General features: G+C 40.0%; 26 protein-coding genes. 10 read left to right on the top strand and 16 right to left on the bottom strand.

The genetic code is table 11. The features are described 5' to 3' along the window. Nucleotides 1-76: 76 nt before the first annotated feature. A complete protein-coding gene (gene yjgA / locus ABN080_RS08685; RefSeq protein ID WP_072069864.1) occupies nucleotides 77-637 on the bottom strand; it encodes a ribosome biogenesis factor YjgA in 561 nt (186 codons plus the stop codon). A gap of 187 nt (nucleotides 638-824) precedes the next feature. Here yjgA and pmbA point away from each other — a divergent pair, with 187 nt between their 5' ends. Further along, complete coding sequence (pmbA, locus tag ABN080_RS08680) at nucleotides 825-2,153, top strand: metalloprotease PmbA (protein WP_349440835.1); 1,329 nt, start codon at nucleotides 825-827, stop codon at nucleotides 2,151-2,153. 117 nt (nucleotides 2,154-2,270) lie between these two features. On the opposite strand, the gene rnk is transcribed toward pmbA, so the two are convergent. From rnk to ABN080_RS08620, 12 genes are all read right to left on the bottom strand, one after another. Continuing rightward, on the bottom strand, nucleotides 2,271-2,681 hold the full coding sequence (rnk, locus tag ABN080_RS08675) for a nucleoside diphosphate kinase regulator (RefSeq protein WP_072069778.1): 411 nt from the start codon (nucleotides 2,679-2,681) through the stop codon (nucleotides 2,271-2,273). 175 nt (nucleotides 2,682-2,856) lie between these two features. Beyond that, nucleotides 2,857-3,129, bottom strand: coding sequence for a PTS phosphocarrier protein NPr (npr, locus tag ABN080_RS08670; protein WP_072069777.1), 273 nt, complete (start codon nucleotides 3,127-3,129; stop codon nucleotides 2,857-2,859). Next, nucleotides 3,126-3,980 (bottom strand): RNase adapter RapZ, encoded by an 855-nt coding sequence (gene rapZ, locus ABN080_RS08665; protein WP_064718868.1) that lies wholly within the window; start codon nucleotides 3,978-3,980, stop codon nucleotides 3,126-3,128. The genes npr and rapZ overlap by 4 nt, the downstream gene beginning before the upstream one ends. Before the next feature lie 79 nt (nucleotides 3,981-4,059). Continuing rightward, nucleotides 4,060-4,527: a PTS IIA-like nitrogen regulatory protein PtsN gene (gene ptsN / locus ABN080_RS08660; RefSeq protein WP_023582879.1), complete on the bottom strand. Its 468-nt coding sequence runs from the start codon at nucleotides 4,525-4,527 to the stop codon at nucleotides 4,060-4,062. A 149-nt stretch (nucleotides 4,528-4,676) separates the two neighbouring features. Continuing rightward, nucleotides 4,677-4,964, bottom strand: coding sequence for a ribosome hibernation promoting factor (gene hpf / locus ABN080_RS08655; RefSeq protein ID WP_036913954.1), 288 nt, complete (start codon nucleotides 4,962-4,964; stop codon nucleotides 4,677-4,679). A gap of 23 nt (nucleotides 4,965-4,987) precedes the next feature. After that, nucleotides 4,988-6,469, bottom strand: a complete 1,482-nt coding sequence (gene rpoN / locus ABN080_RS08650; RefSeq protein ID WP_349440833.1) for an RNA polymerase factor sigma-54 — start codon at nucleotides 6,467-6,469, stop codon at nucleotides 4,988-4,990. A 59-nt stretch (nucleotides 6,470-6,528) separates the two neighbouring features. Continuing rightward, nucleotides 6,529-7,254 (bottom strand): LPS export ABC transporter ATP-binding protein, encoded by a 726-nt coding sequence (gene lptB / locus ABN080_RS08645; protein ID WP_072069775.1) that lies wholly within the window; start codon nucleotides 7,252-7,254, stop codon nucleotides 6,529-6,531. Between the two features lie 6 nt (nucleotides 7,255-7,260). After that, nucleotides 7,261-7,794 carry a lipopolysaccharide ABC transporter substrate-binding protein LptA gene (gene lptA, locus ABN080_RS08640; protein WP_109409258.1) on the bottom strand — a complete coding sequence of 178 codons (534 nt, stop codon included), beginning with the start codon at nucleotides 7,792-7,794 and terminating at the stop codon, nucleotides 7,261-7,263. Then, nucleotides 7,775-8,353: an LPS export ABC transporter periplasmic protein LptC gene (lptC, locus tag ABN080_RS08635; RefSeq protein WP_349440832.1), complete on the bottom strand. Its 579-nt coding sequence runs from the start codon at nucleotides 8,351-8,353 to the stop codon at nucleotides 7,775-7,777. Before lptC ends, lptA begins: the two co-directional genes overlap by 20 nt. Before the next feature lie 16 nt (nucleotides 8,354-8,369). Beyond that, complete coding sequence (gene kdsC / locus ABN080_RS08630; protein WP_349440831.1) at nucleotides 8,370-8,927, bottom strand: 3-deoxy-manno-octulosonate-8-phosphatase KdsC; 558 nt, start codon at nucleotides 8,925-8,927, stop codon at nucleotides 8,370-8,372. A gap of 27 nt (nucleotides 8,928-8,954) precedes the next feature. Beyond that, nucleotides 8,955-9,929, bottom strand: a complete 975-nt coding sequence (gene kdsD, locus ABN080_RS08625) for an arabinose-5-phosphate isomerase KdsD (RefSeq protein ID WP_109409260.1) — start codon at nucleotides 9,927-9,929, stop codon at nucleotides 8,955-8,957. An 18-nt stretch (nucleotides 9,930-9,947) separates the two neighbouring features. Further along, a complete protein-coding gene (locus tag ABN080_RS08620; RefSeq protein ID WP_349440830.1) occupies nucleotides 9,948-10,928 on the bottom strand; it encodes a calcium/sodium antiporter in 981 nt (326 codons plus the stop codon). Nucleotides 10,929-11,170: 242 nt separating this feature from the next. Here ABN080_RS08620 and mlaF point away from each other — a divergent pair, with 242 nt between their 5' ends. The 9 genes from mlaF to ABN080_RS08575 all read left to right on the top strand — a co-directional run bounded on the left by mlaF (nucleotide 11,171) and on the right by ABN080_RS08575 (nucleotide 17,563). Beyond that, entirely contained in the window at nucleotides 11,171-11,983 is an 813-nt protein-coding gene (gene mlaF, locus ABN080_RS08615; RefSeq protein WP_072069769.1) for a phospholipid ABC transporter ATP-binding protein MlaF, read from the top strand. Between the two features lie 3 nt (nucleotides 11,984-11,986). After that, nucleotides 11,987-12,766 (top strand): lipid asymmetry maintenance ABC transporter permease subunit MlaE, encoded by a 780-nt coding sequence (gene mlaE / locus ABN080_RS08610; RefSeq protein WP_072069768.1) that lies wholly within the window; start codon nucleotides 11,987-11,989, stop codon nucleotides 12,764-12,766. A gap of 3 nt (nucleotides 12,767-12,769) precedes the next feature. Continuing rightward, nucleotides 12,770-13,306, top strand: coding sequence for an outer membrane lipid asymmetry maintenance protein MlaD (mlaD, locus tag ABN080_RS08605; RefSeq protein WP_072069767.1), 537 nt, complete (start codon nucleotides 12,770-12,772; stop codon nucleotides 13,304-13,306). Between the two features lie 82 nt (nucleotides 13,307-13,388). Continuing rightward, a complete protein-coding gene (gene mlaC, locus ABN080_RS08600) occupies nucleotides 13,389-14,018 on the top strand; it encodes a phospholipid-binding protein MlaC (protein ID WP_036933065.1) in 630 nt (209 codons plus the stop codon). A 1-nt stretch (nucleotide 14,019) separates the two neighbouring features. Then, nucleotides 14,020-14,313 (top strand): lipid asymmetry maintenance protein MlaB, encoded by a 294-nt coding sequence (gene mlaB, locus ABN080_RS08595; RefSeq protein ID WP_072069766.1) that lies wholly within the window; start codon nucleotides 14,020-14,022, stop codon nucleotides 14,311-14,313. A gap of 141 nt (nucleotides 14,314-14,454) precedes the next feature. Next, entirely contained in the window at nucleotides 14,455-14,709 is a 255-nt protein-coding gene (gene ibaG, locus ABN080_RS08590; protein WP_072069765.1) for a BolA family iron metabolism protein IbaG, read from the top strand. Nucleotides 14,710-14,757: 48 nt separating this feature from the next. Further along, nucleotides 14,758-16,020: a UDP-N-acetylglucosamine 1-carboxyvinyltransferase gene (gene murA / locus ABN080_RS08585; protein WP_109409265.1), complete on the top strand. Its 1,263-nt coding sequence runs from the start codon at nucleotides 14,758-14,760 to the stop codon at nucleotides 16,018-16,020. A 195-nt stretch (nucleotides 16,021-16,215) separates the two neighbouring features. Further along, nucleotides 16,216-17,277: a DUF2157 domain-containing protein gene (locus tag ABN080_RS08580; RefSeq protein ID WP_196554789.1), complete on the top strand. Its 1,062-nt coding sequence runs from the start codon at nucleotides 16,216-16,218 to the stop codon at nucleotides 17,275-17,277. 37 nt (nucleotides 17,278-17,314) lie between these two features. Further along, nucleotides 17,315-17,563: a CPCC family cysteine-rich protein gene (locus tag ABN080_RS08575; protein ID WP_349439257.1), complete on the top strand. Its 249-nt coding sequence runs from the start codon at nucleotides 17,315-17,317 to the stop codon at nucleotides 17,561-17,563. 26 nt (nucleotides 17,564-17,589) lie between these two features. Here ABN080_RS08575 and degS read toward each other — a convergent pair whose 3' ends face one another. The 3 genes from degS to zapG all read right to left on the bottom strand — a co-directional run bounded on the left by degS (nucleotide 17,590) and on the right by zapG (nucleotide 20,894). Continuing rightward, nucleotides 17,590-18,660 carry an outer membrane-stress sensor serine endopeptidase DegS gene (gene degS, locus ABN080_RS08570; RefSeq protein ID WP_072069761.1) on the bottom strand — a complete coding sequence of 357 codons (1,071 nt, stop codon included), beginning with the start codon at nucleotides 18,658-18,660 and terminating at the stop codon, nucleotides 17,590-17,592. Between the two features lie 207 nt (nucleotides 18,661-18,867). Beyond that, nucleotides 18,868-20,259, bottom strand: a complete 1,392-nt coding sequence (degQ, locus tag ABN080_RS08565; protein WP_166539197.1) for a serine endoprotease DegQ — start codon at nucleotides 20,257-20,259, stop codon at nucleotides 18,868-18,870. Between the two features lie 230 nt (nucleotides 20,260-20,489). Beyond that, on the bottom strand, nucleotides 20,490-20,894 hold the full coding sequence (gene zapG, locus ABN080_RS08560) for a Z-ring associated protein ZapG (protein ID WP_109409272.1): 405 nt from the start codon (nucleotides 20,892-20,894) through the stop codon (nucleotides 20,490-20,492). Between the last annotated feature and the right edge of the window lie 82 nt (nucleotides 20,895-20,976).

Below are 20,976 nucleotides of genomic sequence, written 5' to 3'. Positions count from 1 at the left end.
CAAAGTATAGAAAACAGATACCTGAAAATCGCAGTCGTAATATCGTTTTACGCTGCGTTTTCAGGAGGATCAGGTTTTATGCTGATTCTGATAAATCTTTTAGATATTGAAATAATAAGCGAAATGATTTTGGTGGTTTATTTGCTTCTTTCTCTTTTTTAGCATTACGAATAAGTGTACGTAATTGCTGGCGATCAGCCATTGGGTAAAGAGCGACGACTTCTTCAATCACCTCATTGCCACCTTCGACAAGGCGAATTCGCAGATCTTCTAATTTATGGAGCACTAAGATCTGTTGGTTGTGGCGGTTTTTTAGTTTATCAAGCGCTTGGCGGATCGGATCTTCATCCACATTGCGCAGTAATTTTCCGATATATTGAATTTGGCGACGGCGCGCTTCACGCTGTACTTTTTGTGCTAATTGAATAGAGGCTAATAATTTCTCATCTAATGGCACACGCTCTAATTCTTGCGCACTTAATTCCACTAATTCAGTGCCTAGTTTTTTGAGCGCTTCAGCATCACGTTTAATTTCGCTTTTGCTGACCCAGATAATTTCTTCCTCCTCTTCCTCTTCTGACGAAGTATCGTCAAATTCAGGATTGAGGTAATGCCACTCTTCAGGCTGCTTTGCCATAATAAAAATTCCTGTTGCAGAGTAAGCCGGGAGTGTGATTTGGTGAATGACCAAAAGCCCGACGGGTGATAACATTCATATATCTTCTATTGTAACTGGGAAAATCGCTTGTTGACCACCTGTCAATTGATTTACTTTGCTAAAAATAAGTAAAAAGTGGTGTTCTCCTTAGGAAAAATGGTTCTCAATGAATAATTCAGATCAGGTAAAACAGCTTGAAGACGCCGTCTCGCTTGCATTGGAGCTGGCGGAAAAGCTGTGTGACAGTGCAGAAGTTGCTATTAATAAATCCACAGGTATTAGTGTTAGTACACGTTATGGTGAAGTTGAAAATGTTGAATTTAACAGTGATGGCGCATTAGGCATTACTGTTTATCAACAACAACGCAAAGGCAGTGCTTCTTCTACCGATTTAAGTCCTGATGCGATTAAACGTGCAGTACAAGCTGCGGTGGATATTGCGCGCTATACTTCAGTTGATCCTTATGCAGGCCCAGCTGATAAAGAGTTATTAGCGTTTGATGCACCTTTCCTTGATCTATACCATCCAACTGATGTGACTGCAGATAAGGCAATAGAGCTGGCTTCAAGAGCAGAAAAAGCAGCATTAGACAGTGATAGCCGAATTATTAATACCGAAGGGGGCAGTTTTAATAGCCACAGTGGAACTCGTGTATTTGGAAATAGTCTTGGCTTATTAAAAAGCTATTCATCTTCGCGTTATTCGATGTCGAGTTGTGTGATTGCTCGTGATGGTGAAGATATGGAGCGTGATTACGCTTATACCATTAGCCGTCGTTTTGATGATCTAGCATCTCCTGAATGGGTAGGGCAGGAATGTGCCCGTCGTACTTTATCACGTCTCACCCCTCGTAAACTCCCAACCATGAAAGCCCCTGTTATTTTTGCGGCTGATGTTGCGACAGGTATTTTTGGTCATTTAGTTGCGGCAATTAGCGGTAGTATGATTTACCGTGAATCTTCTTGCCTACTAGATAGTTTGGGCAAACAGATTTTCCCTCAATGGCTCAATATTCAAGAGCGTCCTCACTTAATGAGAGGTTTGGCATCAACACCATTTGATAGCGAAGGTGTGCGCACAACCGATGCCGACATTATCAAAGATGGTATTTTACAAGAGTGGCTATTAACTACTTATTCAGCAAGAAAGTTAGGTTTAAAAAGTAATGGCCATGCTGGTGGTATTCATAACTGGTATATACCAGGACAAGGTCTATCATTTGATGCACTGTTAAAAGAGATGGGAACAGGGTTAGTTGTTACGGAATTGATGGGGCAAGGTGTCAGTACCGTGACGGGTGATTATTCTCGTGGTGCAAGCGGTTTTTGGGTTGAGAATGGTGAAATTCAATATCCTGTTAGTGAGGTGACTATTGCCGGCAATTTAAAAGATATGTGGGCAAATATTGCTACTATAGGTGATGATATTGAGATGCGTAGTAATGTTCAGTGTGGATCGTTGTTATTACCAGAAATGAGTATTGCAGGTGAGTAAATTTTAGATACTCCTCACAACCTTTAATCTCAGCCCGCAATGGGCTGAGATACCGCGTTTATCTGTGTGCTTTTCAATTTGAGAAGATAAAAATAAGACGCGAACCATCAGCTCTGTTTAACGGTGTAATTCACCAGCAGCTTCAGGTTGGTATAAAATTTCTAATACTTTAACCTTAGTTTCAAGGCCATTAGGCAGCTTCCAACTGATCTCGTCACCAATTGCTAAACCCAGTAGCGCAGCACCCATTGGTGCCATGACTGAAAGTTCAGTGGTGCTGTCTTTTAATGAAGCGGGATACACTAAAGTACGAGTACGCTCTTCATTGTTTTTTAAGTCCATAAAGCGGACTTTGCTGTTCATTGTGACAATGTTAGCAGGGATATCAGCTGGTGTAACAATGTCAGCACGATCTAATTCTTCATTCAAGGCTTCAGCAATAGGGCTATCTGCAAAGGCAGGTTGCTCTAGCAATGAATCTAAACGTTCAGCATCAAGTTCGTTGATGATAATTGTTGGCTTTGTCATACCACACTCCAATTTATTCCAATGCAAAACAACACCCCCACGGGGGAGGTGGGGGTGTTGTTAAACTCATATAAGTGATAATAGGCGGTTCTGTATAAAAAAGAAAGAGACCATGATCACAGTCTCTTTCGGGTTATTTAGTTAAGAAATGCTAATCTATTGTTTTCTATTACGATTATTCTTCATCAAACCCAGATTCAAATAATGCAATAATAGCATCAATAGCTTCATTTTCGTCACAACCTGTCACTTCTATATCAATTTGACTGCCTTGCTCTGAATCTAACATCAGCATAGCAATCACACTATCAGCTTGCGCTTCAACCCCTTCGCTATTGCGTAAAATTACTGTTGATTGAAATGTTTTCACTAAATCAAACAACTTCATCGCCGGCCTTGCATGCATGCCGAGTCGATTTTTTATCGCAACTTGTCGGTATTGGGTCATTTACGTTTTTCTAGTGTTCTGTGTCGTGATTGTACGTTTTTCCCTCTGGAACGGAAATAGTCGGCAAGTTGTTCTGCAACATAAACAGAACGGTGTTTACCACCCGTACAACCAATCGCAACCGTCAAGTAGCTACGGTTATTGGTTTCTAACATCGGTAACCAGAGTTCAAGATAGCTTCTGGTTTGATAAATAAAATTATGAACTTCGGTGTGCCTATCTAAAAATGCCGCAACAGGGCGATCGAGGCCTGTCATCGGACGCAACTTTGGATCCCAATGTGGGTTTGGTAAGAAACGCACATCAAAAACATAATCTGCATCAATAGGGATACCATGCTTAAATCCAAAGGATTCAAAGACCATAGTCAATTCACGCTCACGCTTACCTAGTAAGCGAGTACGTAACATTTCTGCTAGCTCATGAACTGACATTTCTGAGGTATCAATGATGAGATCTGCGCGTGATCGTAATGGCTCAAGCAGATCACTTTCGGTATCAATTGCCACTTCTAATGAAAGGTTTTTGGTCGAAAGTGGGTGCAAGCGTCGTGTATCACTATAACGACGAATTAAAGTATTTCTATCTGCGTCTAAAAATAAGAGTTGTGGAGAATATTCAGCGGGTAAACTTTCCAGCGCTTTTTCGAAGATCTCCGGCGACTCTGGCATATTTCGGACATCAATACTGACTGCGGCAGCAGAAGCATCACGTTCAGCCAGTGTTTTTGCGAGCTCAGGTAAAAGATCAACAGGCAAGTTATCAACACAATAAAATCCCATGTCTTCAAGCGCACGCAAAGCGACTGACTTACCTGAACCAGAGCGTCCGCTGACTATCATCAGCACCATGAGGTAGCTCCCCTATAATTTCCCAGTGATGAATATCATTCCACTGTATGCTATTCGCGTCCCAACAAACCCGTAGGGGTTATTCTGTGATAATCTGATAAAGCTCTTCATCACTTTGTGCGGAGCGTAGTCGGCGGCATAAGTTTTTGTCTGCCAACTGTTTTGCAATCAAAGACAGTGTGTGTAAATGTTCCTTGCACTGTGTTGCAGGAACGAGTAATGCGAACAACAAATCGACAGGTTGATTATCAATAGCGTCGAAGGCAATAGGTTCGCTTAGGTGAAGAAACACACCAACTACTTTTTCTGTTTCATCACTTTCAATACGTCCATGAGGGATAGCTAAACCACCCCCAATCCCTGTTGTACCGACTTTTTCACGCGTCAGTAAGGCTTCAAATATCAGTGTTTCGGGTAAATTAAGTGCTTTTGCCGCATTTTCACTGATAATTTCTAACGCGCGCTTTTTACTCGTGCAATGTACATCATTATGTGTACATGCCAGAGAAAGTACGTCGCTAATATTCATCTTTGTATCGTTGTTCATTGTCTTATTCACTTAGACCAGCAAACCAGATGCCACAAAGTGACACCTGGTTTTTTTGTTACTGATATTGATTAGGCGTTGGCTTGAACCGAGTCATAAACAACGCAGTAACTTCGCCGATTGTATCCCCATTCGTAATGGGAAATGAATTAATGTTGTCTCAGTTTATCTTTGTGTTTGGTTAATTGACGAGCCAGTTTATCCATTAATCCATCAATTGCTGCGTACATATCTTCTGCTTCAGCAGAGGCATGTAATTCACCGCCATTAACTTGAATGGTCGCTTCAGCGATTTTATTCACTTTCTCGACTTTCAGGATAACCTGAACGTTATTAATTTTGTCAAAGAACTGAGGTAATTTCGCGCTTTTTGCTTTGACGGTATCACGCAGAGCATCAGTTAATTCAATGTTATGACCAGTGATTTGAAGTTCCATAGTGTCTTCCTTCTCAATTATGCTCAAACCAACTCTTTGCGTTGATTTGAAGGCGGGATGGATAATGACTCTCTATATTTCGCAACAGTGCGTCGAGCAACTTGTATACCAAGTTCTGCGAGCATATCAGCCAGTTTACTATCACTAAGTGGTTTCGCTGGATTTTCTGCTGCGATTAGTTTCTTCACTAAAGCCCTGATTGCTGTTGAAGAGGCCTCGCCTCCGCTATCAGTATTCACATGGCTAGAGAAAAAATACTTCAATTCGAAAATTCCTCTTGGGCAATGCAAAAATTTTTGCGTTGTCACTCGAGAAATGGTGGATTCGTGCATTTCAACCTGTTCAGCGATATCCGCTAACACAAGGGGTTTCATATGCTCTTCACCCAATTCGAAAAATGCCTGCTGTGTGTCAACAATGCAATGAGCGACTTTTAATAATGTCTCATTACGGCTTTCTAAACTTTTTATCAGCCATTTGGCTTCTTGTAAATTGTCACGAATAAATTTTCCATCGCTCTCATTTTGAGTCGATTGACCCAATGCAGCATAGGTTTCATTTATGCGTAGGCGAGGAATGCTATCTGTATTTAACTCAACTTGCCAGCGTTCACCTGATTTTTTTACCAGTATATCTGGGATAACATACTCTGACTCGCCTGTATCAATACTTAATCCAGGTTTAGGGTCAAGTGATTGAATTATCTCAATAACCGATTTTAATGTCTCTTCACGTAATTTCGTTTGACGCATCAATTGGCGAAAGTCGCGATTACCTAATAATTCTAAATGTTGGCTAATGACCAACTGTGTTTCTTTTAGATAAGGGGTATCTGTTGAAAAAGCAGAAAGCTGAATCAAAAGACACTCTTTTAAATCACGCGCAGCAACTCCAATAGGATCAAAGCGTTGAATACGTTTTAATACGGCTTCAACTTCATCAAGCTCTACCTCATCATCGCCCATTCCAAGCAGGATGTCATCTGTTGTAACAGTTAAATATCCTGTTTCATCAACTGCATCTATAATACTTATGGCAATGGCTCTGTCTGTTTCTGTAAACGGAGTGAGTTCAGCTTGCCATGTTAGATAATCTTGTAATGAAGCTGTTGTTTCACCTTGATACAGTGGGAGTTCATCATCCATATAGTCATTACTGGTACCAGAAGGTGTGCCCGCGGTGTAGATCTCTTCCCATTGGGTATCTAATGGGAGATCGTCAGGCATCTCTTTTTGTTCTAAAGCATCCAGCGTGTCGAGCTCTTCAACTTCGTTTTCAGTTGTTGTTTCTGTTGTAGAGTCAGATTGATTTTCTGTATGAGAGGCATCATCTGAAACAGGATCTTGTTGATCGTCGTCTTGTTCGAGAAGAGGGTTGGATTCAAGCGCTTGCTGAATTTCTTGTTGTAATTCAAGCGTCGAAAGTTGCAACAAACGAATAGCCTGTTGTAGCTGTGGCGTCATTGCCAATTGCTGACTGAGACGAAGTTGCAGACTTTGTTTCATAATGATGCGATGAGTCCTTGGCTGTTGTCATCCATGACAGAGTAAAAGTGAATCTAAGATTACAGGCGGAAGCCTTCACCTAAGTAAACACGTTTAACTTGCTCATTTTCAAGAATTTCTTCTGGTGAACCATGAGCAATAAGATGACCTTGGCTGACAATATAGGCTCGTTCACACACATCTAATGTTTCACGAACATTATGGTCAGTAATCAGTACACCTAATCCATAATCACGTAGATGTTGGATGATCTTTTTAATGTCCAATACTGAGATTGGGTCAACACCAGCAAAAGGTTCATCTAATAAAATGAATTTAGGGTTTGCGGCTAATGCGCGTGCAATTTCAACTCGACGGCGTTCACCCCCCGATAATGATTGCCCTAAGCTGTTACGCAAATGGCTCACATTGAACTCTTCTAATAGCTCTTCTGCTCGATCTTTTCGTTGTTCTGGTGTTAAATCATGGCGAATTTCTAAAATTCCCATAATGTTGTCATAAACGCTTAACCGTCTAAAAATAGAAGCTTCTTGAGGTAGATAGCCTATTCCTTTACGCGCGCGTTCATGTAACGGTAACAGAGTGATGTCTTCATCATCAATAGTAATACTACCCGCATCACGAGCGACAATGCCGACAACCATATAGAATGTTGTTGTTTTACCGGCACCATTAGGGCCAAGTAAGCCTACAATTTCACCTGAATTAACGTTCAGGCTAACATCACCGACAACGGTGCGTCCTTTGTATGCTTTTGCTAAATTTTCAGCTTTTAACAGCGCCATAAAGTGTTACTTACCTTTGTTGTTAGCACCAGTACCTTTCTCTTGCAACTGGGAAGGCAGTAAAACAGTGGTAACTTGTTTACCTTTACCGCTAAATGCTTCCATTTGCTGAGTTGGGACGAGATAAGTGATCTTATCACCAGTGATATTACTGTCTAATTGTTCAAGATAGGCTTTACCCGTTAAGGTCATTAATTCTTTATCCATTTCATAGGTCATTTTGTCGCCACGACCTTTGATTGGTTTGCCATCATCTTGTAACTGATAAAAAGTTACGGGATTACCGAATGCTTCAATGACGATTTTTTTAGAGTCACCACCTGGGCGTGTAACAACGACTTTATCAGCACGGATATCGATAGACCCTTGTTTAATCACAACATTTTGTGTGAATGTTGTGACATTTTTCTCTAGATCAAGCGACTGTTTTTCTGAATTGACAACAATAGGCTGTTGCGTGTCATCTTTAAGCGCCATCGCAGGTACACTTATTGCTAATAATGTACCGATAATCAGTGTATTACGGATTTTTTGATTCATTAGGGATCTCATAATAGGTGTTTACCTTTTCAATCAGCTCTGCGTGTTTCTCGCGCAGATTGCCTCGCATTTTTAAGCCGACTGATTTCAGTCCGACGCCGATAATAGTCACTTCATCATCAGAGGAAACATCCTGTGTATCCAAATTCGCGATAGCATTATCTGTGCTTATTCTCTGTAATTGAGAATCATCAGTTAAGCTATCAATCTGAACATCGCCATAAAGATAGAGCATTTTACTGTTGGTTAGCTTGGCTTTATTAGCGCGTACGGTCCATGTTGCATCCCCTGCCGGCGAATAAGTGGTTAAGACAGGGTTAGTAAACCATGTAAACTTTTGCTGAGCATAGTTTTTGACATCATCAGCAACGAGTTTATATCCAAGTATACCTGTTGGCTCATAAACAAAAGATATCGATGATTTAGATTGATAAGTTGGTTGACCATCATCAACAACTTCACCATCACCGAATTCAGTGTTGTTAGTATAGTTCCAGCCAATTAGCCCAAGGGCGATAATTGCAAGAATTATGGTAAACCAGGATTTTAATTTATTCATTCTGTGTCGTTATACGTTAAATCGAAAGACCTTTAGCTTCATCAAGCCGACCTTGAGCTAAAAGGATTAAATCACATAATTCTCGTACTGCACCACGTCCACCCATAATGTGAGTAACGTAATCCGCCCGAGGTGTGAGTAATGGATGCGCATCGGCAACCGCGACGGAAAGTCCGACTTTTTCCATTACAGGTAAATCTATTAGGTCATCACCAATATAGGCCGTTTGTTCATGTTTAAGGTTTAGTGTATCTAACAGTTGTTGATACGCCAAAAGCTTATTATGCTGACCTTGGTAAAGATATGTAATGCCAAGGGTTTTAGCACGATCTTCTAACAGTTTAGATTGACGACCTGTAATGATAGCAACCTCAATACCTGATGTAAGCAAACAACGAATGCCATACCCATCACGGACATTAAAAACTTTTAGCTCTTCGCCATTATTGCCCATGTAAATGAGTCCATCCGACATCACACCATCAACGTCACAAATCAGCAATTGGATTTTTTCTGCTTTTTTGATGACTTGCTCGCTTACTTCACCATAACAAGTTTCTATCATTGTATTCATTTTTATCCTTCGAACGTTATGACTAGCTTATACAACACCGGCTTGTAGTAAATCATGCATATGTAAAACACCTAACAGAATATCACTATCTTGTTCTGTTACTAACAGCGAGGTGATATGTTTTGCTTGCATTAAATTTAGCGCTTCAACGGCTAAACAATCAGGGCGAATACGAATGCCTCCTCTTGTCATCACATCAGAGATTTTGGCATTGTTAAGATCAATTCCTAAATCAAATATGCGTCGTAAGTCACCGTCAGTAAAGATACCGTTAATTAACATACTATCATCGCAGATTACCGTCATACCTAATTTTTTACGGGTAATCTCAACAAGTGCTTCGCGTAACGTCGCGTCTTTAGTAACACGAGGGATATCAGCATCTTTATTCATTAAGTCACTCACATGAAGGAGTAATTTACGACCTAACGCACCACCTGGATGAGAAAGGGCAAAATCTTCAGCAGTAAAGCCTCGAGCACGTAAAAGTGCGATAGCCAGTGCATCGCCCATCACTAATGTTGCTGTTGTACTTGTTGTGGGAGCAAGCCCTAAAGGACAGGCTTCTTTAGGAACTTTGATACAAAGATGAATATCAGACGCTTTCCCCATTGTACTTTGAGGAGTGCGTGTCATACAAATCAGTGTTATTTGTTTGCGTTTCAGAACCGGAATAAGGGCAAGGATCTCACTGGCTTCACCAGAATTTGAAATCGCTAGAACAATATCTTTTTCTGTGACCATACCTAAATCGCCATGACTTGCTTCACCGGGATGAACAAAAAAAGAAGGTGTTCCTGTACTGGCAAATGTTGCAGCAATTTTATGCCCAATATGGCCAGATTTACCCATACCCATCACAATCACTCGACCTTGGCAGTGAAAAATTTTTTCACAGGCAAGCGTAAAATCATCGTTGATATATTGTTCTAGTTCAGCTAACCCATCACGTTCAATATGAAGGACTTTTTTGCCCGCTTGCTGAAAATCAAACTCGGTCATTTTTTTGTACCATTTATTTTAGGTTAAGAGAGAATGTGCAACGCACAACACCGTAATATAAACAATAAAGCAAACTAATAAGAATATCCCTTTTCCTCGATTTAGGCGTCGTTTTCGCCCTAAGGAAAAGATAGAAAACAATAAACTAGCCACCCCAAGTACAGCAAAACTAAAATAAAATGTGTTGATATTAAATGTACTTGGTGAAAGTAATGCTGGCATTCCTAACACAAATGTTAGGTTAAAAATATTAGCACCTATAATATTTCCTAAAGCTAATTCATTTTCACGTCTTAGCGCTGCAACAATGGTTGTTGCTAATTCAGGTAAACTTGTTCCAATAGATAGCAAGGTTAAACCAACAAAAAAACCACTAAGATGATACTGTTGCATTAGAATAAAGACATTATCTAATATCATTTGAGTCGCAACTGGAATAATCAGTAAGGCAATAACAACCCAAAAAAGAGCAACTGAATTACGAGGATTTGTCTGTAATTCAAAACGGGTTAAGGTTTCTAAAGGTAATACATGGCGCTCTTGTGTGAGTGTTTTATGCATCGTTTTTATCATGAGAAAGATAGATGCAAAGCCAATAAAAAAGAGCAAAGTACCTTCTCTAAGCCCTAGGGCCCCACTAGATAAAATAATCCCCACAAGCATGATGACGATAATCATCAATGGAAGCTCTTTTTTCAGTACCGCAGACTGTATGTTCATGGGGTAAATCATCGCCCCAATACCCGCAATAAGAAGAAGATTAGTGAGTGTAGAACCAATTGCAGTGCCAATAGCAATGTCAGGTAAATTATGAACCGAGGCATCGGTAGAAACAAAAAGTTCAGGTAATGATGTGCCAGTGCCTACAATTAAAATACCGATAACGGCGGGTGGAATTTTTAACGATTGCGCAAAAACGCTCGCACCATAGACTAATCGGTCTGATGCATAAACCAGTAGCATCAATCCAAAAATTAAAAGAGACAAAGTAATCAACATGCCATCAGTTTTCCGACAATGAGCAAATAAAGAAAGAAAAAACCAATAAGACAGGGCTGATAAAAAAACATATTGTCAAAAGGTTTTGCTAATTCACCATATTTTGACTAGCCAAGCACGAAAAGTAAAATTAACCGTGCACTATTTTGCTAAATAGTGGTGATTTCTTTGTAACATAACGAATGACCTGCCAAAATAGCGTAAAATTTGTTTATGCAGACAGGCTTGAGGATGTTTTATTCATGAACGCACAATCTGACAATCTAATTGAAGTGCGCAATATGAACTTCACTCGTGGTAGCAGGAAGATCTTTTCTGAGATTAACCTTGTTGTACCTAGAGGAAAAGTGACTGCAATTATGGGCCCTTCAGGGATTGGTAAAACAACTTTATTACGCCTTATGGGAGGACAAATTCTTCCTGATAGCGGTGAAATTTGGTTTGATGGCGATAATATTCCGGCGCTATCACGTTCTGCGTTGTATCACGCAAGAAAGAAAATGAGTATGCTTTTTCAGTCTGGTGCCCTTTTTACCGACATGAATGTATTTGAAAATGTAGCCTTCCCACTAAGAGAGCATACAAATTTACCTGAAGCGCTTATACGTACAACGGTGATGATGAAGCTTGAAGCCGTGGGTTTACGTGGTGCTGCAAGTTTAATGCCTTCTGAATTATCAGGCGGTATGGCTCGAAGAGCCGCATTAGCCAGAGCCATTGCACTTGATCCTGAATTAATTATGTTTGATGAACCTTTTGTTGGGCAAGATCCTATCACTATGGGCGTACTTGTTAAGCTGATTGATGAGTTAAATCATGCACTCGGAGTGACGTGTGTTGTGGTTTCTCATGATGTGCCTGAAGTGTTGAGCATTGCCGATTATGCTTATATTGTAGCGGAGCAAAAAGTTATTGCTCAAGGCAGTGCAAAAGAATTACAAGACAACCCAGATAGGCAAGTCAGACAGTTTTTAGATGGAATTGCTGATGGCCCTGTACCTTTCCGTTTTCCTGCGGGAGATTATCAGGACGACCTATTAGGACGAGGAAATTAGTACGTGGTAAATTTATTAGCTCGTATTGGCGCTAGAGCGTTAGCGATTTTTGCAACATTCGGTAGAGCTGGCATTATGCTCTTTCGTGCATTAGTCGGTAAACCAGAATTCCGTAAACAGTGGCCTCTTTTAATGAAGCAACTGTATAACGTCGGCGTTCAATCCTTATTAATTATCATGGTGTCTGGTCTATTTATTGGCATGGTGCTGGGATTACAAGGTTATCTTGTACTGACAACATTTAGTGCTGAAGCCAGTCTTGGCATGATGGTGGCTCTCTCATTGTTACGAGAATTGGGTCCTGTGGTAACCGCATTATTATTTGCAGGCCGAGCAGGTTCCGCATTAACAGCAGAAATCGGTTTAATGAAAGCTACAGAACAAATTTCCAGTTTAGAAATGATGGCAGTCGATCCTTTACGGCGAGTCGTTGCACCCCGTTTTTGGGCTGGTTTAATTAGCATGCCATTGCTTTCACTTATTTTTGTTGCCATCGGTATTTGGGGTGGTGCCATTGTTGGTGTGGATTGGAAAGGGATCGATGAAGGCTTTTTCTGGGCATCTATGCAAGGTGCCGTTGAATGGCGATTAGATTTAGTGAATTGCTTTATTAAGAGTGTCGTTTTTGCCATTACTGTCACTTGGATAGCGCTCTTTAACGGGTATGACGCAATCCCAACATCAGAAGGGATTAGCAGAGCAACAACACGTACTGTTGTTCATTCATCGTTAGCCGTATTGGGTTTAGATTTTGTGCTAACAGCACTGATGTTTGGGAACTAAGTCATGCAAAGTAAAAAAATTGAAGTTTGGGTTGGTCTATTTGTTCTGATTGCGCTAGCCGCTGTGATTTTCTTATGCCTAAAAGTGGCTGATATTAAAGAAATGGGTAATCAACCGACTTATCGTGTTTATGCCAGCTTCGGTAATATTGGCGGACTAAAAGAACGTTCCCCAGTTAAGATTGGTGGTGTGGTGATTGGCCGTGTTTCTTCTATCACCTTAAAAGAAGAAGATGAAGGGAACTATCGCCCCGAAGTCGCGCTCGATATTTTGAGTCTTTATGACCACATTCCAGAAAGTAGCTCATTGTCTATTCGTACATCTGGTTTATTAGGTGAGCAGTTCCTTGCATTGAATTTAGGTTTTTATGATGAAGCATTAGATTCTACTCTGCTCAAAGACGGAGGACGGATCACCAATACCAATTCAGCAATGGTACTAGAGGATCTTATCGGTCAGTTCCTTTATAAAACAGGGGATGGTGATGGTTCAGCAAAATCTGAATCTGACTCGACGGAAGAACATCCAGCATTACCTTAATCATTAATTCTTATAGGATGTATTTATACATTTTATTAGGTAAAGCATCCTATTATTAAAACCTTTTTAGGAGAGCGAAAGTATGTTTAAACGCTTATTGATGGTCGCACTGTTAGTCATTACACCTTTTGCGATGGCTGTAGATAAAACCAATCCATACACATTGATGGAAGATGCCGCACAAAAGACGTTTACTAAATTAAAAAATGAACAGCCTGAAATTCGTAAAAACCCTGAAGTTTTACGTCAAATTGTTCAACAAGAATTATTGCCATATGTACAAATTAAATATGCAGGTGCATTAGTATTAGGGCCTCATTATCGTACTGCAACACCTGCTCAACGCGATGCATATTTTACTGCATTTGAAGCGTATCTTGCTCAAGTATATGGTCAAGCATTAGCGATGTATGAAGGACAAGAATACCGTATTGAGCCTGCAAAACCGTTCGCAGATAAAACAAACCTCACTATTCGCGTTACCATTATTGATAAAAATGGTCGCCCACCTGTTCGTCTTGATTTTCAATGGCGCAAAAATAGTAAAACAGGTGAATGGCAGGCTTATGACATGATTGCGGAAGGTGTCAGCATGATCACCACAAAACAGAATGAGTGGTCAGATATTTTAAATTCTAAAGGTGTCGATGGTTTAACAAAACAGTTAGAAATTAGTGCCAAAACGCCAATCACACTGGATGAGAAAAAATAAGATGTCATCCTCGTTAAATTGGGAAAAAAAGGGCGATATCCTTTTTTTTCAAGGAACGTTAGATCGCGAAACGTTATTACCTGCTTGGCAACAACGTAAAGCATTATTAGCAGATATCAATATTATTGATATTTCGGCATTGAGTCATATTGATTCAACAGGATTGGCGCTTTTTGTTCACCTAAAAGCAGAGATGGAAGCACAACATCGCCAATTTATTATTCAAGGTGTGAGTGAGCGTTTTCAGACTCTCATTACTCTCTATGATCTTGATGAAATTATGAATATTGCCTAATACGGGTTTTAAGTAAAAGCGATTAAAACGCCCCCTTCATGATACTTTTATCATTAAGGGGGTTTTTGATGGTTTAAGAGTAGGGCGGATTCCATTAGGATAGACGACTGATTATTATTTTAACGTTGAGATTGAGCAATTATGGATACAAATGAAATCAAACAAGTATTAATGGGCAGCCTGTCTTTAGATGAAGTCATCGTTAACGGTGATGGTAGTCATTTTCAAGTTGTCGTTGTTGGCGCTATGTTTGAGGGAATGAGCAGAGTAAAACAGCAACAAACCATTTATGCCCCTTTGATGGAATATATCGCAGATAACCGTATTCACGCTTTGTCTATTAAAGCCTACACACCTGAAGAGTGGAAGAGGGATCGTAAGCTTAACGGGCTTTGATTCAGTAGGTATACAGCGTACAGCAAAATAAAAAAGAGAGTTCTACAGATGGATAAATTTAGAGTACAAGGACCAACCTGTTTATCAGGTGAGGTCACTATTTCAGGCGCGAAAAACGCTGCATTGCCAATCCTGTTCGCTGCGATCCTTGCCGAAGAGCCAGTAGAATTAACCAATGTTCCTAAGTTAAAAGATATTGATACAACGATTAAATTACTTAATCGCTTAGGAACCAATGTTGAACGTAACGGCTCTGTTTTCGTTGATGCTCGTAATATCAATGAATTCTGTGCACCTTACGAGCTAGTTAAAACCATGCGTGCGTCTATTTGGGCTTTAGGGCCATTGGTTGCGCGTTTTGGTCAAGGTCAGGTTTCTTTACCCGGTGGTTGTGCCATTGGTGCTCGTCCAGTTGATCTTCATATTACTGGTTTAGAGCAATTAGGCGCTGAAATCACTCTTGATGAAGGTTATGTAAAAGCTCGTGTTGATGGGCGTTTAAAAGGCGCACATATTGTCATGGATAAAGTGAGTGTGGGCGCCACTATCACTATTATGACTGCAGCAGTGTTAGCCGAAGGTAAAACTATCATTGAGAATGCGGCAAGAGAGCCTGAAATTGAAGATACTGCCAACTTCCTTAATACATTAGGCGCCAAAATCAGCGGTGCAGGTACAGACAGTATTACTATCGAAGGTGTAGAACGCCTTGGTGGTGGTACTTATCAAATTCTACCTGATCGTATTGAAACAGGTACTTTTTTAGTTGCTGCCGCTGTTTCTCGTGGTCGCGTTGTTTGTCGTAATGCAAAGCCAGATACATTAGATGCTGTGTTGGCAAAATTACGTGAAGCGGGTGCAGATATAGAAGTGGGTGAAGATTGGATAAGCCTTGATATGCATGGTAAACGCCCTAAAGCAGTAACCTTACGTACAGCGCCACATCCAGGTTTCCCAACTGATATGCAAGCACAATTTAGCCTTTTAAACTTAGTTGCTGAAGGCGCAGGAATGATCACAGAAACCATTTTTGAAAATCGCTTTATGCACATTCCTGAGTTAATTCGCATGGGGGCTCACGCTGAAATAGAAAGTAATACTGTGTTATGCCATGGTGTTGAAAAACTTTCAGGCGCACAAGTGATGGCTACTGATTTACGTGCTTCTGCAAGTTTAGTCCTTGCGGGCTGTATCGCTGAAGGCACCACTATTGTGGATCGTATTTATCATATCGATCGTGGGTATGAAAATATTGAAGCTAAATTACAAGGATTAGGGGCGAAAATAGAACGTTTACGCGCTAATGACTAATCTATTTTAGTTATCTTTCTTAACCATTTAAAACCATAGTGCATTGTTGTGCTATGGTTTTTTTTTGCGCATTATTTCAATAGAACTCTCAATAGAATAGGATAATTCATAAGGTATTTCTTTCGTGGCAAGATACAGTAAGAAAAATAGGCCCGTTTTAGAAAAAACGCTATGAGCTGAATGAAAGGAACAAATATGCAGGTAACAAGGAAACAAGAATATCTTATTCGCCAAGCGCTTGATAAATGGCGGCAATCTGGTGAGATTTCAGAGCAAGAACATCAGCAACTAGGAAGTACATTGCAACGCATCCCTTTTGATTGGAAAAGGTTGAGTCGTTACGCGTTTTGGATAGCGATTGTGTGCTTGATTATTGCTGTTGGCAGTATCTTTAGTGACAGCGCATTAGTTTATTATCTAATTGAAATTTTTAGTGTTTCTGAAATTATGCGCGTGATATCTCCAGCACTTATTGCCTGCATACTTTATCTTTGGGGATTTAAACGTCAGCGAAAAGAAACACAATGGCACTATAGTACCGAATTTATTCTTTTTTTAGGTGTAATGTTTACCGCTATTTTTCTTTGGCAACTCGGTGAGTTACTGGATACAGGAAGTGGCCATATTGCACCTCTCTTTTTAATTGGTTGTGTGATTTATGGTGTGATTGGTTTTATCAGTCGTTCATCATTGGTGTGGTTATTTTTCTTATTGATGTTAGGGAATTGGTTTGGCGCTGAGACAGGTTATATGTCAGGTTGGGGCGCTTATTGGTTAGGGATGAACTATCCTATCCGATTTGTTCTCTTTGGCGCAGTGTTATTAGCAGGCTGTTATTTCTTACAGAATGTGTTGTTACACCGTCGTTTATTTACTATGACAAAAATAATGGGACTTACTTATCTTTTTATTGCGTTATGGATAATGTCTATTTTCGGCAATTACGATCCTGATACTTGGTATCGTACTTCAAGTGCGAATTTGTTACCTTGGGCACTGTTATTTGGTGTTGTTTCCGTTATTTGTATCTATATCAGTCTTAAAACCGATGATGGCATGTTAAGAGGCTTTGGCCTGACATTCCTAGGTATTAATCTTTACACTCGTTTTTTTGAATATTTCTGGGATAGCTTACATAGTGCTATTTTCTTCTTTATCCTAGCTATTTCATTGATTCTAATTGGACGAAAAGCGGAAAAAATTTGGCATGCTGTTGAACATAATTCACTAGCGAGTAAACCGAATAAAAATGAATAAAATTTCACTTTATTCGTTATTGTAATAGGAGATTACTTTGATAGAGAAACGCAGTTGTCACCTTCCTCTTGAAGTGAGTTGTGTCGCTTGTCATTATTTTGTCTTTAAAGATAAAAATGAGGCATTTTTTGAGATCTGCCCAGTTTGTGGTTGGCAAAATGATGGCACTAAAGAAGGAGAATATAGCGGTTGTAATCACAGCACGTTAGAGAATTATCGTAATACAGAAAACTTTCAAGAAAATTGCTTACAAAGTGCGACGTTTTATATGAAATCTCCCTATTAGTTGGTAATAGGAAGATTTCATGTGAGTTACGATTCTGGTTGGTATTCAGAAATAGTCACATCAACATTGAGCTCATTACCCTCACGTAATAACGTAACGGGTAATACTGTGCCGGGGCGAGTCTCTGCAATATAGTCCATCATTTCCATGGCAGAAGTGGCAGGAGCATGGTTGATGCTAAGTATAATATCACCTGTTTTTATGCCTGCTTTATCTGCTGGACTGTTTGGTGAGATCCGGAAAATACGTAGCCCTTGGATTTGTTTAATATCAGTATTTGACGAGCGAATTCTTGGTAGTTCTTTGGCTGTGATACCGATAAAACCGCGAATGACACGACCATCACGAATAAGTTTATTCATGATTTTTACAGCCAGTTCAGTTGGAATAGCAAAGCCTAGACCTTCAGCACTTGGGCGATACCCATTGTAGGTTCCTGAGTCAAACGTCATGGTATTAATACCCACCAGTTCACCCTCTGTATTAATAAGTGCTCCACCTGAGTTGCCTTCATTAATTGAGGCATCTGTTTGTAGAAAGTTTTGGTAACGTGTTGGACTTAATCCCACGCGGCCTGTTGCACTAATTATCCCTTGAGTAATGGTTTGCCCAATATTAAATGGGTTACCAATAGCAAGTACAACATCCCCTACATGTGAGATCCGTTTGCTATTAATGGGGATCGTCGGAAGCTTATCAGCATCAATTTTTAAAACGGCTAAATCAGTCAAAGGATCAGAACCAACAAGTAAGCCTTCATAAAGATCACCATTTTGTAATGCAACAATAATCTGATCAGCATTATTAATAACATGTTGATTTGTTAGAATATAACCTCGCCCATCCATAATAACGCCCGCACCTAAAGAGGTCAGCTCGCGACCTTCTTGAGAAAAGCTTCCCATGGTACTGCTATAAACATTGACGACAGCAGGTGCTGCACGTCGTACTGCCGTGTTGTAGCTAAAAGGAGCATTAAGAAAATCACCATTAATTAGGTGTTCAATAAAAATAGGACGGATCGAAGGGACTGCAATCAAAAGAATTGCTGCTGTTAAAAGGCCAATCAGTGTCGATCGCAGTAACTTAGTTAACATAAAAATCCCGTATTTATGTCTGACCGTGAGATTATTTGCGTAGAAGTGATGAGAATAGCATAGTTTAACTTATGAAAGCATAGATCAGTGCATAATATCCTCTTTTAAGCTAATGAGTCTTATCAAAAATTAACATAAAAAAAAGCCCTATAATCAATATTACAGGGCTAAGGAAATCAATAAATTAGATAGGTTAAAGCTTACTTCTTAGCGCGGTGTATTACGTAACAGTAGGTAAATTTCATCATTACCACGCTGTATGTTTAATGCAAGAACAGGTGGTTTAGCATCAATGGCTTTACGTAAATCGCCTAATGATGCTATTGGTGTATTATTGATACCGATAATCAGGTCGCCTTTCTGTAAACCAGATGCAGCGGCTGCTGAATCTTTCTCTACAGAATCCACAGCAACAGCTTTGACTTGTTTATTTAAGTAGTTGCTTAATGTGGCACCTTGTAGTGCAGGAGAGAAGTTATCTGCGCGTGTTGCATCTGCCGATTGTTTCTCTAATGTCACTTTAACATCCATTGGTTTACCTTGACGGATTAAGCCAATCAGAATTTCTTTACCTGGAGGTGTTGTACCGACCTTAGCTCGTAACTCTGCAAAACTATTGATACGTTTTCCATCAACAGAAATTAAAACGTCACCCGGTTTAATACCTGCTTTTGCTGCAGATGAATCAGGTAAAACTTCGCTGACAAAAGCACCACGTTGTGCATCAATATTAAAGGATTTCGCCAGATCAGAATTCATTTCTGTACCACGAATACCTAAGATGCCTCGTTTAACTTCGCCATGAGAAATCAGTTGTTGGCTAAGATCTCGTGCCATATTACTTGGGATAGCAAAGCCGATACCGATATTGCCGCCCCCCGGTGCTAAAATAGCGGTGTTAATTCCGATTAACTCACCATTTAAGTTAACTAATGCGCCACCAGAGTTACCACGATTGATAGAAGCATCTGTTTGAATAAAGTTCTCTAAACCTTCAAGGTTTAAGCCACTACGGCCTAATGCAGAAATAATACCGGATGTTGCGGTTTGACCTAAACCAAATGGGTTACCCACTGCAACAGCAAAGTCACCAACGCGTAGTTGGTCTGAGTCTGCCATTTTTATTGCTGTTAAATTTGTTGGTTTTTCAATTTGCAGTAAGGCAATATCTGTTTGTGGATCACTACCAATTAATTTGGCGCTAAATTCACGACCATCATTAATTTGCAGTTGAATTTTATCTGCACCATCAACAACATGATTATTGGTTAATACATAGCCTTTTTGTGCATCAATAATGACGCCTGAGCCTAAGCCTTCAAAAGGGCGAATACTCTGTTGTTGTGATGGAAAATTAGGACCAAAGAAAAATTTAAACTCTTCAGGCACTTGTTGGCTTTGTACTCGTGTTCCTGAAACATGCACACTGACAACGGCTGGTAGCACTTTTTCTAACATAGGTGCAAGGCTTGGGAGTTGTTCTCCCGATGGCATAACCGCAGGTAATGCAGCCATGCTGGTTGCTGGGATAGTTGAGAGTGAAAGCCCGACACTCATTGCTAATGCACTAAGTAATAATTTTCTTTTTTTAGTCAACATGAATTAGAGTCTCTTGATACAGTTATCAAAATAAAATTTATTGCTCAAAATGAGCACGATGTCATTAAGACCTGTACTAACAAAGGAAAGTTCATTAAGACATGATGCACTTTGCTTCCTTTTACACGGATTTACAAGACAAAAGCTATCTTTAAAACCATAGCAAATAATTACCATTTTATGGTATTTAATAGAAAGAAAAACGCCACAATAAATGTGGCGTTTTAATATTAATTGTCTTTTTTCTCTGTAGGTCTGAACAACCCAGATGCTCCTTCGGAGTAATCACGAGGTGGCATTTTTATTGGAGATTGATCATTTGCCGCTTCAGATTCACTTAATCGGTAATTAAATGGATTATCTTGAGCAGGCATGTCTGGCATGAGCTCATTAGAGCTTTTTGCCATATGTTGGTAAAGCTGACGGTAATCTCTCGCCATGTTATCTAATAGTTCAGCGCTTCTAGCAAAGTGGCTGACAAGCTCATTGCGATAAGTGTCCAGTTCTTCTTTTTTTGTATCTAACTCTGCTTTTATAGCATCTTGTTGGCGAAGGGTGCTGTTACCGTAACGCATTGCAAGTGCGCCGATAATAAGACCTACAACTAATCCAATCAGTGCATAAACCCAAACCATGGCAACTCCTTTTCATCTAATAGTGAGGACGATGGATTCTTATAACATCATAACCGCTAAAAGGCATGGGTGGAATAATATC

Origin of the sequence: Proteus sp. fly-1089, from assembly GCF_040138965.1 — a bacterium.
GTDB classification, from domain to species: Bacteria; Pseudomonadota; Gammaproteobacteria; order Enterobacterales; family Enterobacteriaceae; genus Proteus; species Proteus vulgaris_B.
This window is presented reverse-complemented; position numbering and strand designations above follow the sequence as displayed.

Bases quoted from the DNA above. Each gene is read 5' to 3' on its own strand.
- pmbA (WP_349440835.1), top strand. From the start codon at position 825: ATGAATAATTCAGATCAGGTAAAACAGCTTGAAGACGCCGTCTCGCTT.
- ptsN (WP_023582879.1), bottom strand. From the start codon at position 4,527: ATGAACAACGATACAAAGATGAATATTAGCGACGTACTTTCTCTGGCA.
- lptA (WP_109409258.1), bottom strand. From the start codon at position 7,794: ATGAATCAAAAAATCCGTAATACACTGATTATCGGTACATTATTAGCA.
- degQ (WP_166539197.1), bottom strand. From the start codon at position 20,259: ATGTTGACTAAAAAAAGAAAATTATTACTTAGTGCATTAGCAATGAGT.
- degS (WP_072069761.1), bottom strand. From the start codon at position 18,660: ATGTTAACTAAGTTACTGCGATCGACACTGATTGGCCTTTTAACAGCA.
- rapZ (WP_064718868.1), bottom strand. From the start codon at position 3,980: ATGGTGCTGATGATAGTCAGCGGACGCTCTGGTTCAGGTAAGTCAGTC.
- mlaC (WP_036933065.1), top strand. From the start codon at position 13,389: ATGTTTAAACGCTTATTGATGGTCGCACTGTTAGTCATTACACCTTTT.
- yjgA (WP_072069864.1), bottom strand. From the start codon at position 637: ATGGCAAAGCAGCCTGAAGAGTGGCATTACCTCAATCCTGAATTTGAC.
- npr (WP_072069777.1), bottom strand. From the start codon at position 3,129: ATGACCCAATACCGACAAGTTGCGATAAAAAATCGACTCGGCATGCAT.
- murA (WP_109409265.1), top strand. From the start codon at position 14,758: ATGGATAAATTTAGAGTACAAGGACCAACCTGTTTATCAGGTGAGGTC.
- mlaB (WP_072069766.1), top strand. From the start codon at position 14,020: ATGTCATCCTCGTTAAATTGGGAAAAAAAGGGCGATATCCTTTTTTTT.
- hpf (WP_036913954.1), bottom strand. From the start codon at position 4,964: ATGGAACTTCAAATCACTGGTCATAACATTGAATTAACTGATGCTCTG.
- kdsC (WP_349440831.1), bottom strand. From the start codon at position 8,927: ATGAATACAATGATAGAAACTTGTTATGGTGAAGTAAGCGAGCAAGTC.
- mlaF (WP_072069769.1), top strand. From the start codon at position 11,171: ATGAACGCACAATCTGACAATCTAATTGAAGTGCGCAATATGAACTTC.
- lptC (WP_349440832.1), bottom strand. From the start codon at position 8,353: ATGAATAAATTAAAATCCTGGTTTACCATAATTCTTGCAATTATCGCC.
- ABN080_RS08580 (WP_196554789.1), top strand. From the start codon at position 16,216: ATGCAGGTAACAAGGAAACAAGAATATCTTATTCGCCAAGCGCTTGAT.
- rnk (WP_072069778.1), bottom strand. From the start codon at position 2,681: ATGACAAAGCCAACAATTATCATCAACGAACTTGATGCTGAACGTTTA.
- mlaD (WP_072069767.1), top strand. From the start codon at position 12,770: ATGCAAAGTAAAAAAATTGAAGTTTGGGTTGGTCTATTTGTTCTGATT.
- rpoN (WP_349440833.1), bottom strand. From the start codon at position 6,469: ATGAAACAAAGTCTGCAACTTCGTCTCAGTCAGCAATTGGCAATGACG.
- zapG (WP_109409272.1), bottom strand. From the start codon at position 20,894: ATGGTTTGGGTTTATGCACTGATTGGATTAGTTGTAGGTCTTATTATC.
- ABN080_RS08620 (WP_349440830.1), bottom strand. From the start codon at position 10,928: ATGTTGATTACTTTGTCTCTTTTAATTTTTGGATTGATGCTACTGGTT.
- ibaG (WP_072069765.1), top strand. From the start codon at position 14,455: ATGGATACAAATGAAATCAAACAAGTATTAATGGGCAGCCTGTCTTTA.
- lptB (WP_072069775.1), bottom strand. From the start codon at position 7,254: ATGGCGCTGTTAAAAGCTGAAAATTTAGCAAAAGCATACAAAGGACGC.
- kdsD (WP_109409260.1), bottom strand. From the start codon at position 9,929: ATGACCGAGTTTGATTTTCAGCAAGCGGGCAAAAAAGTCCTTCATATT.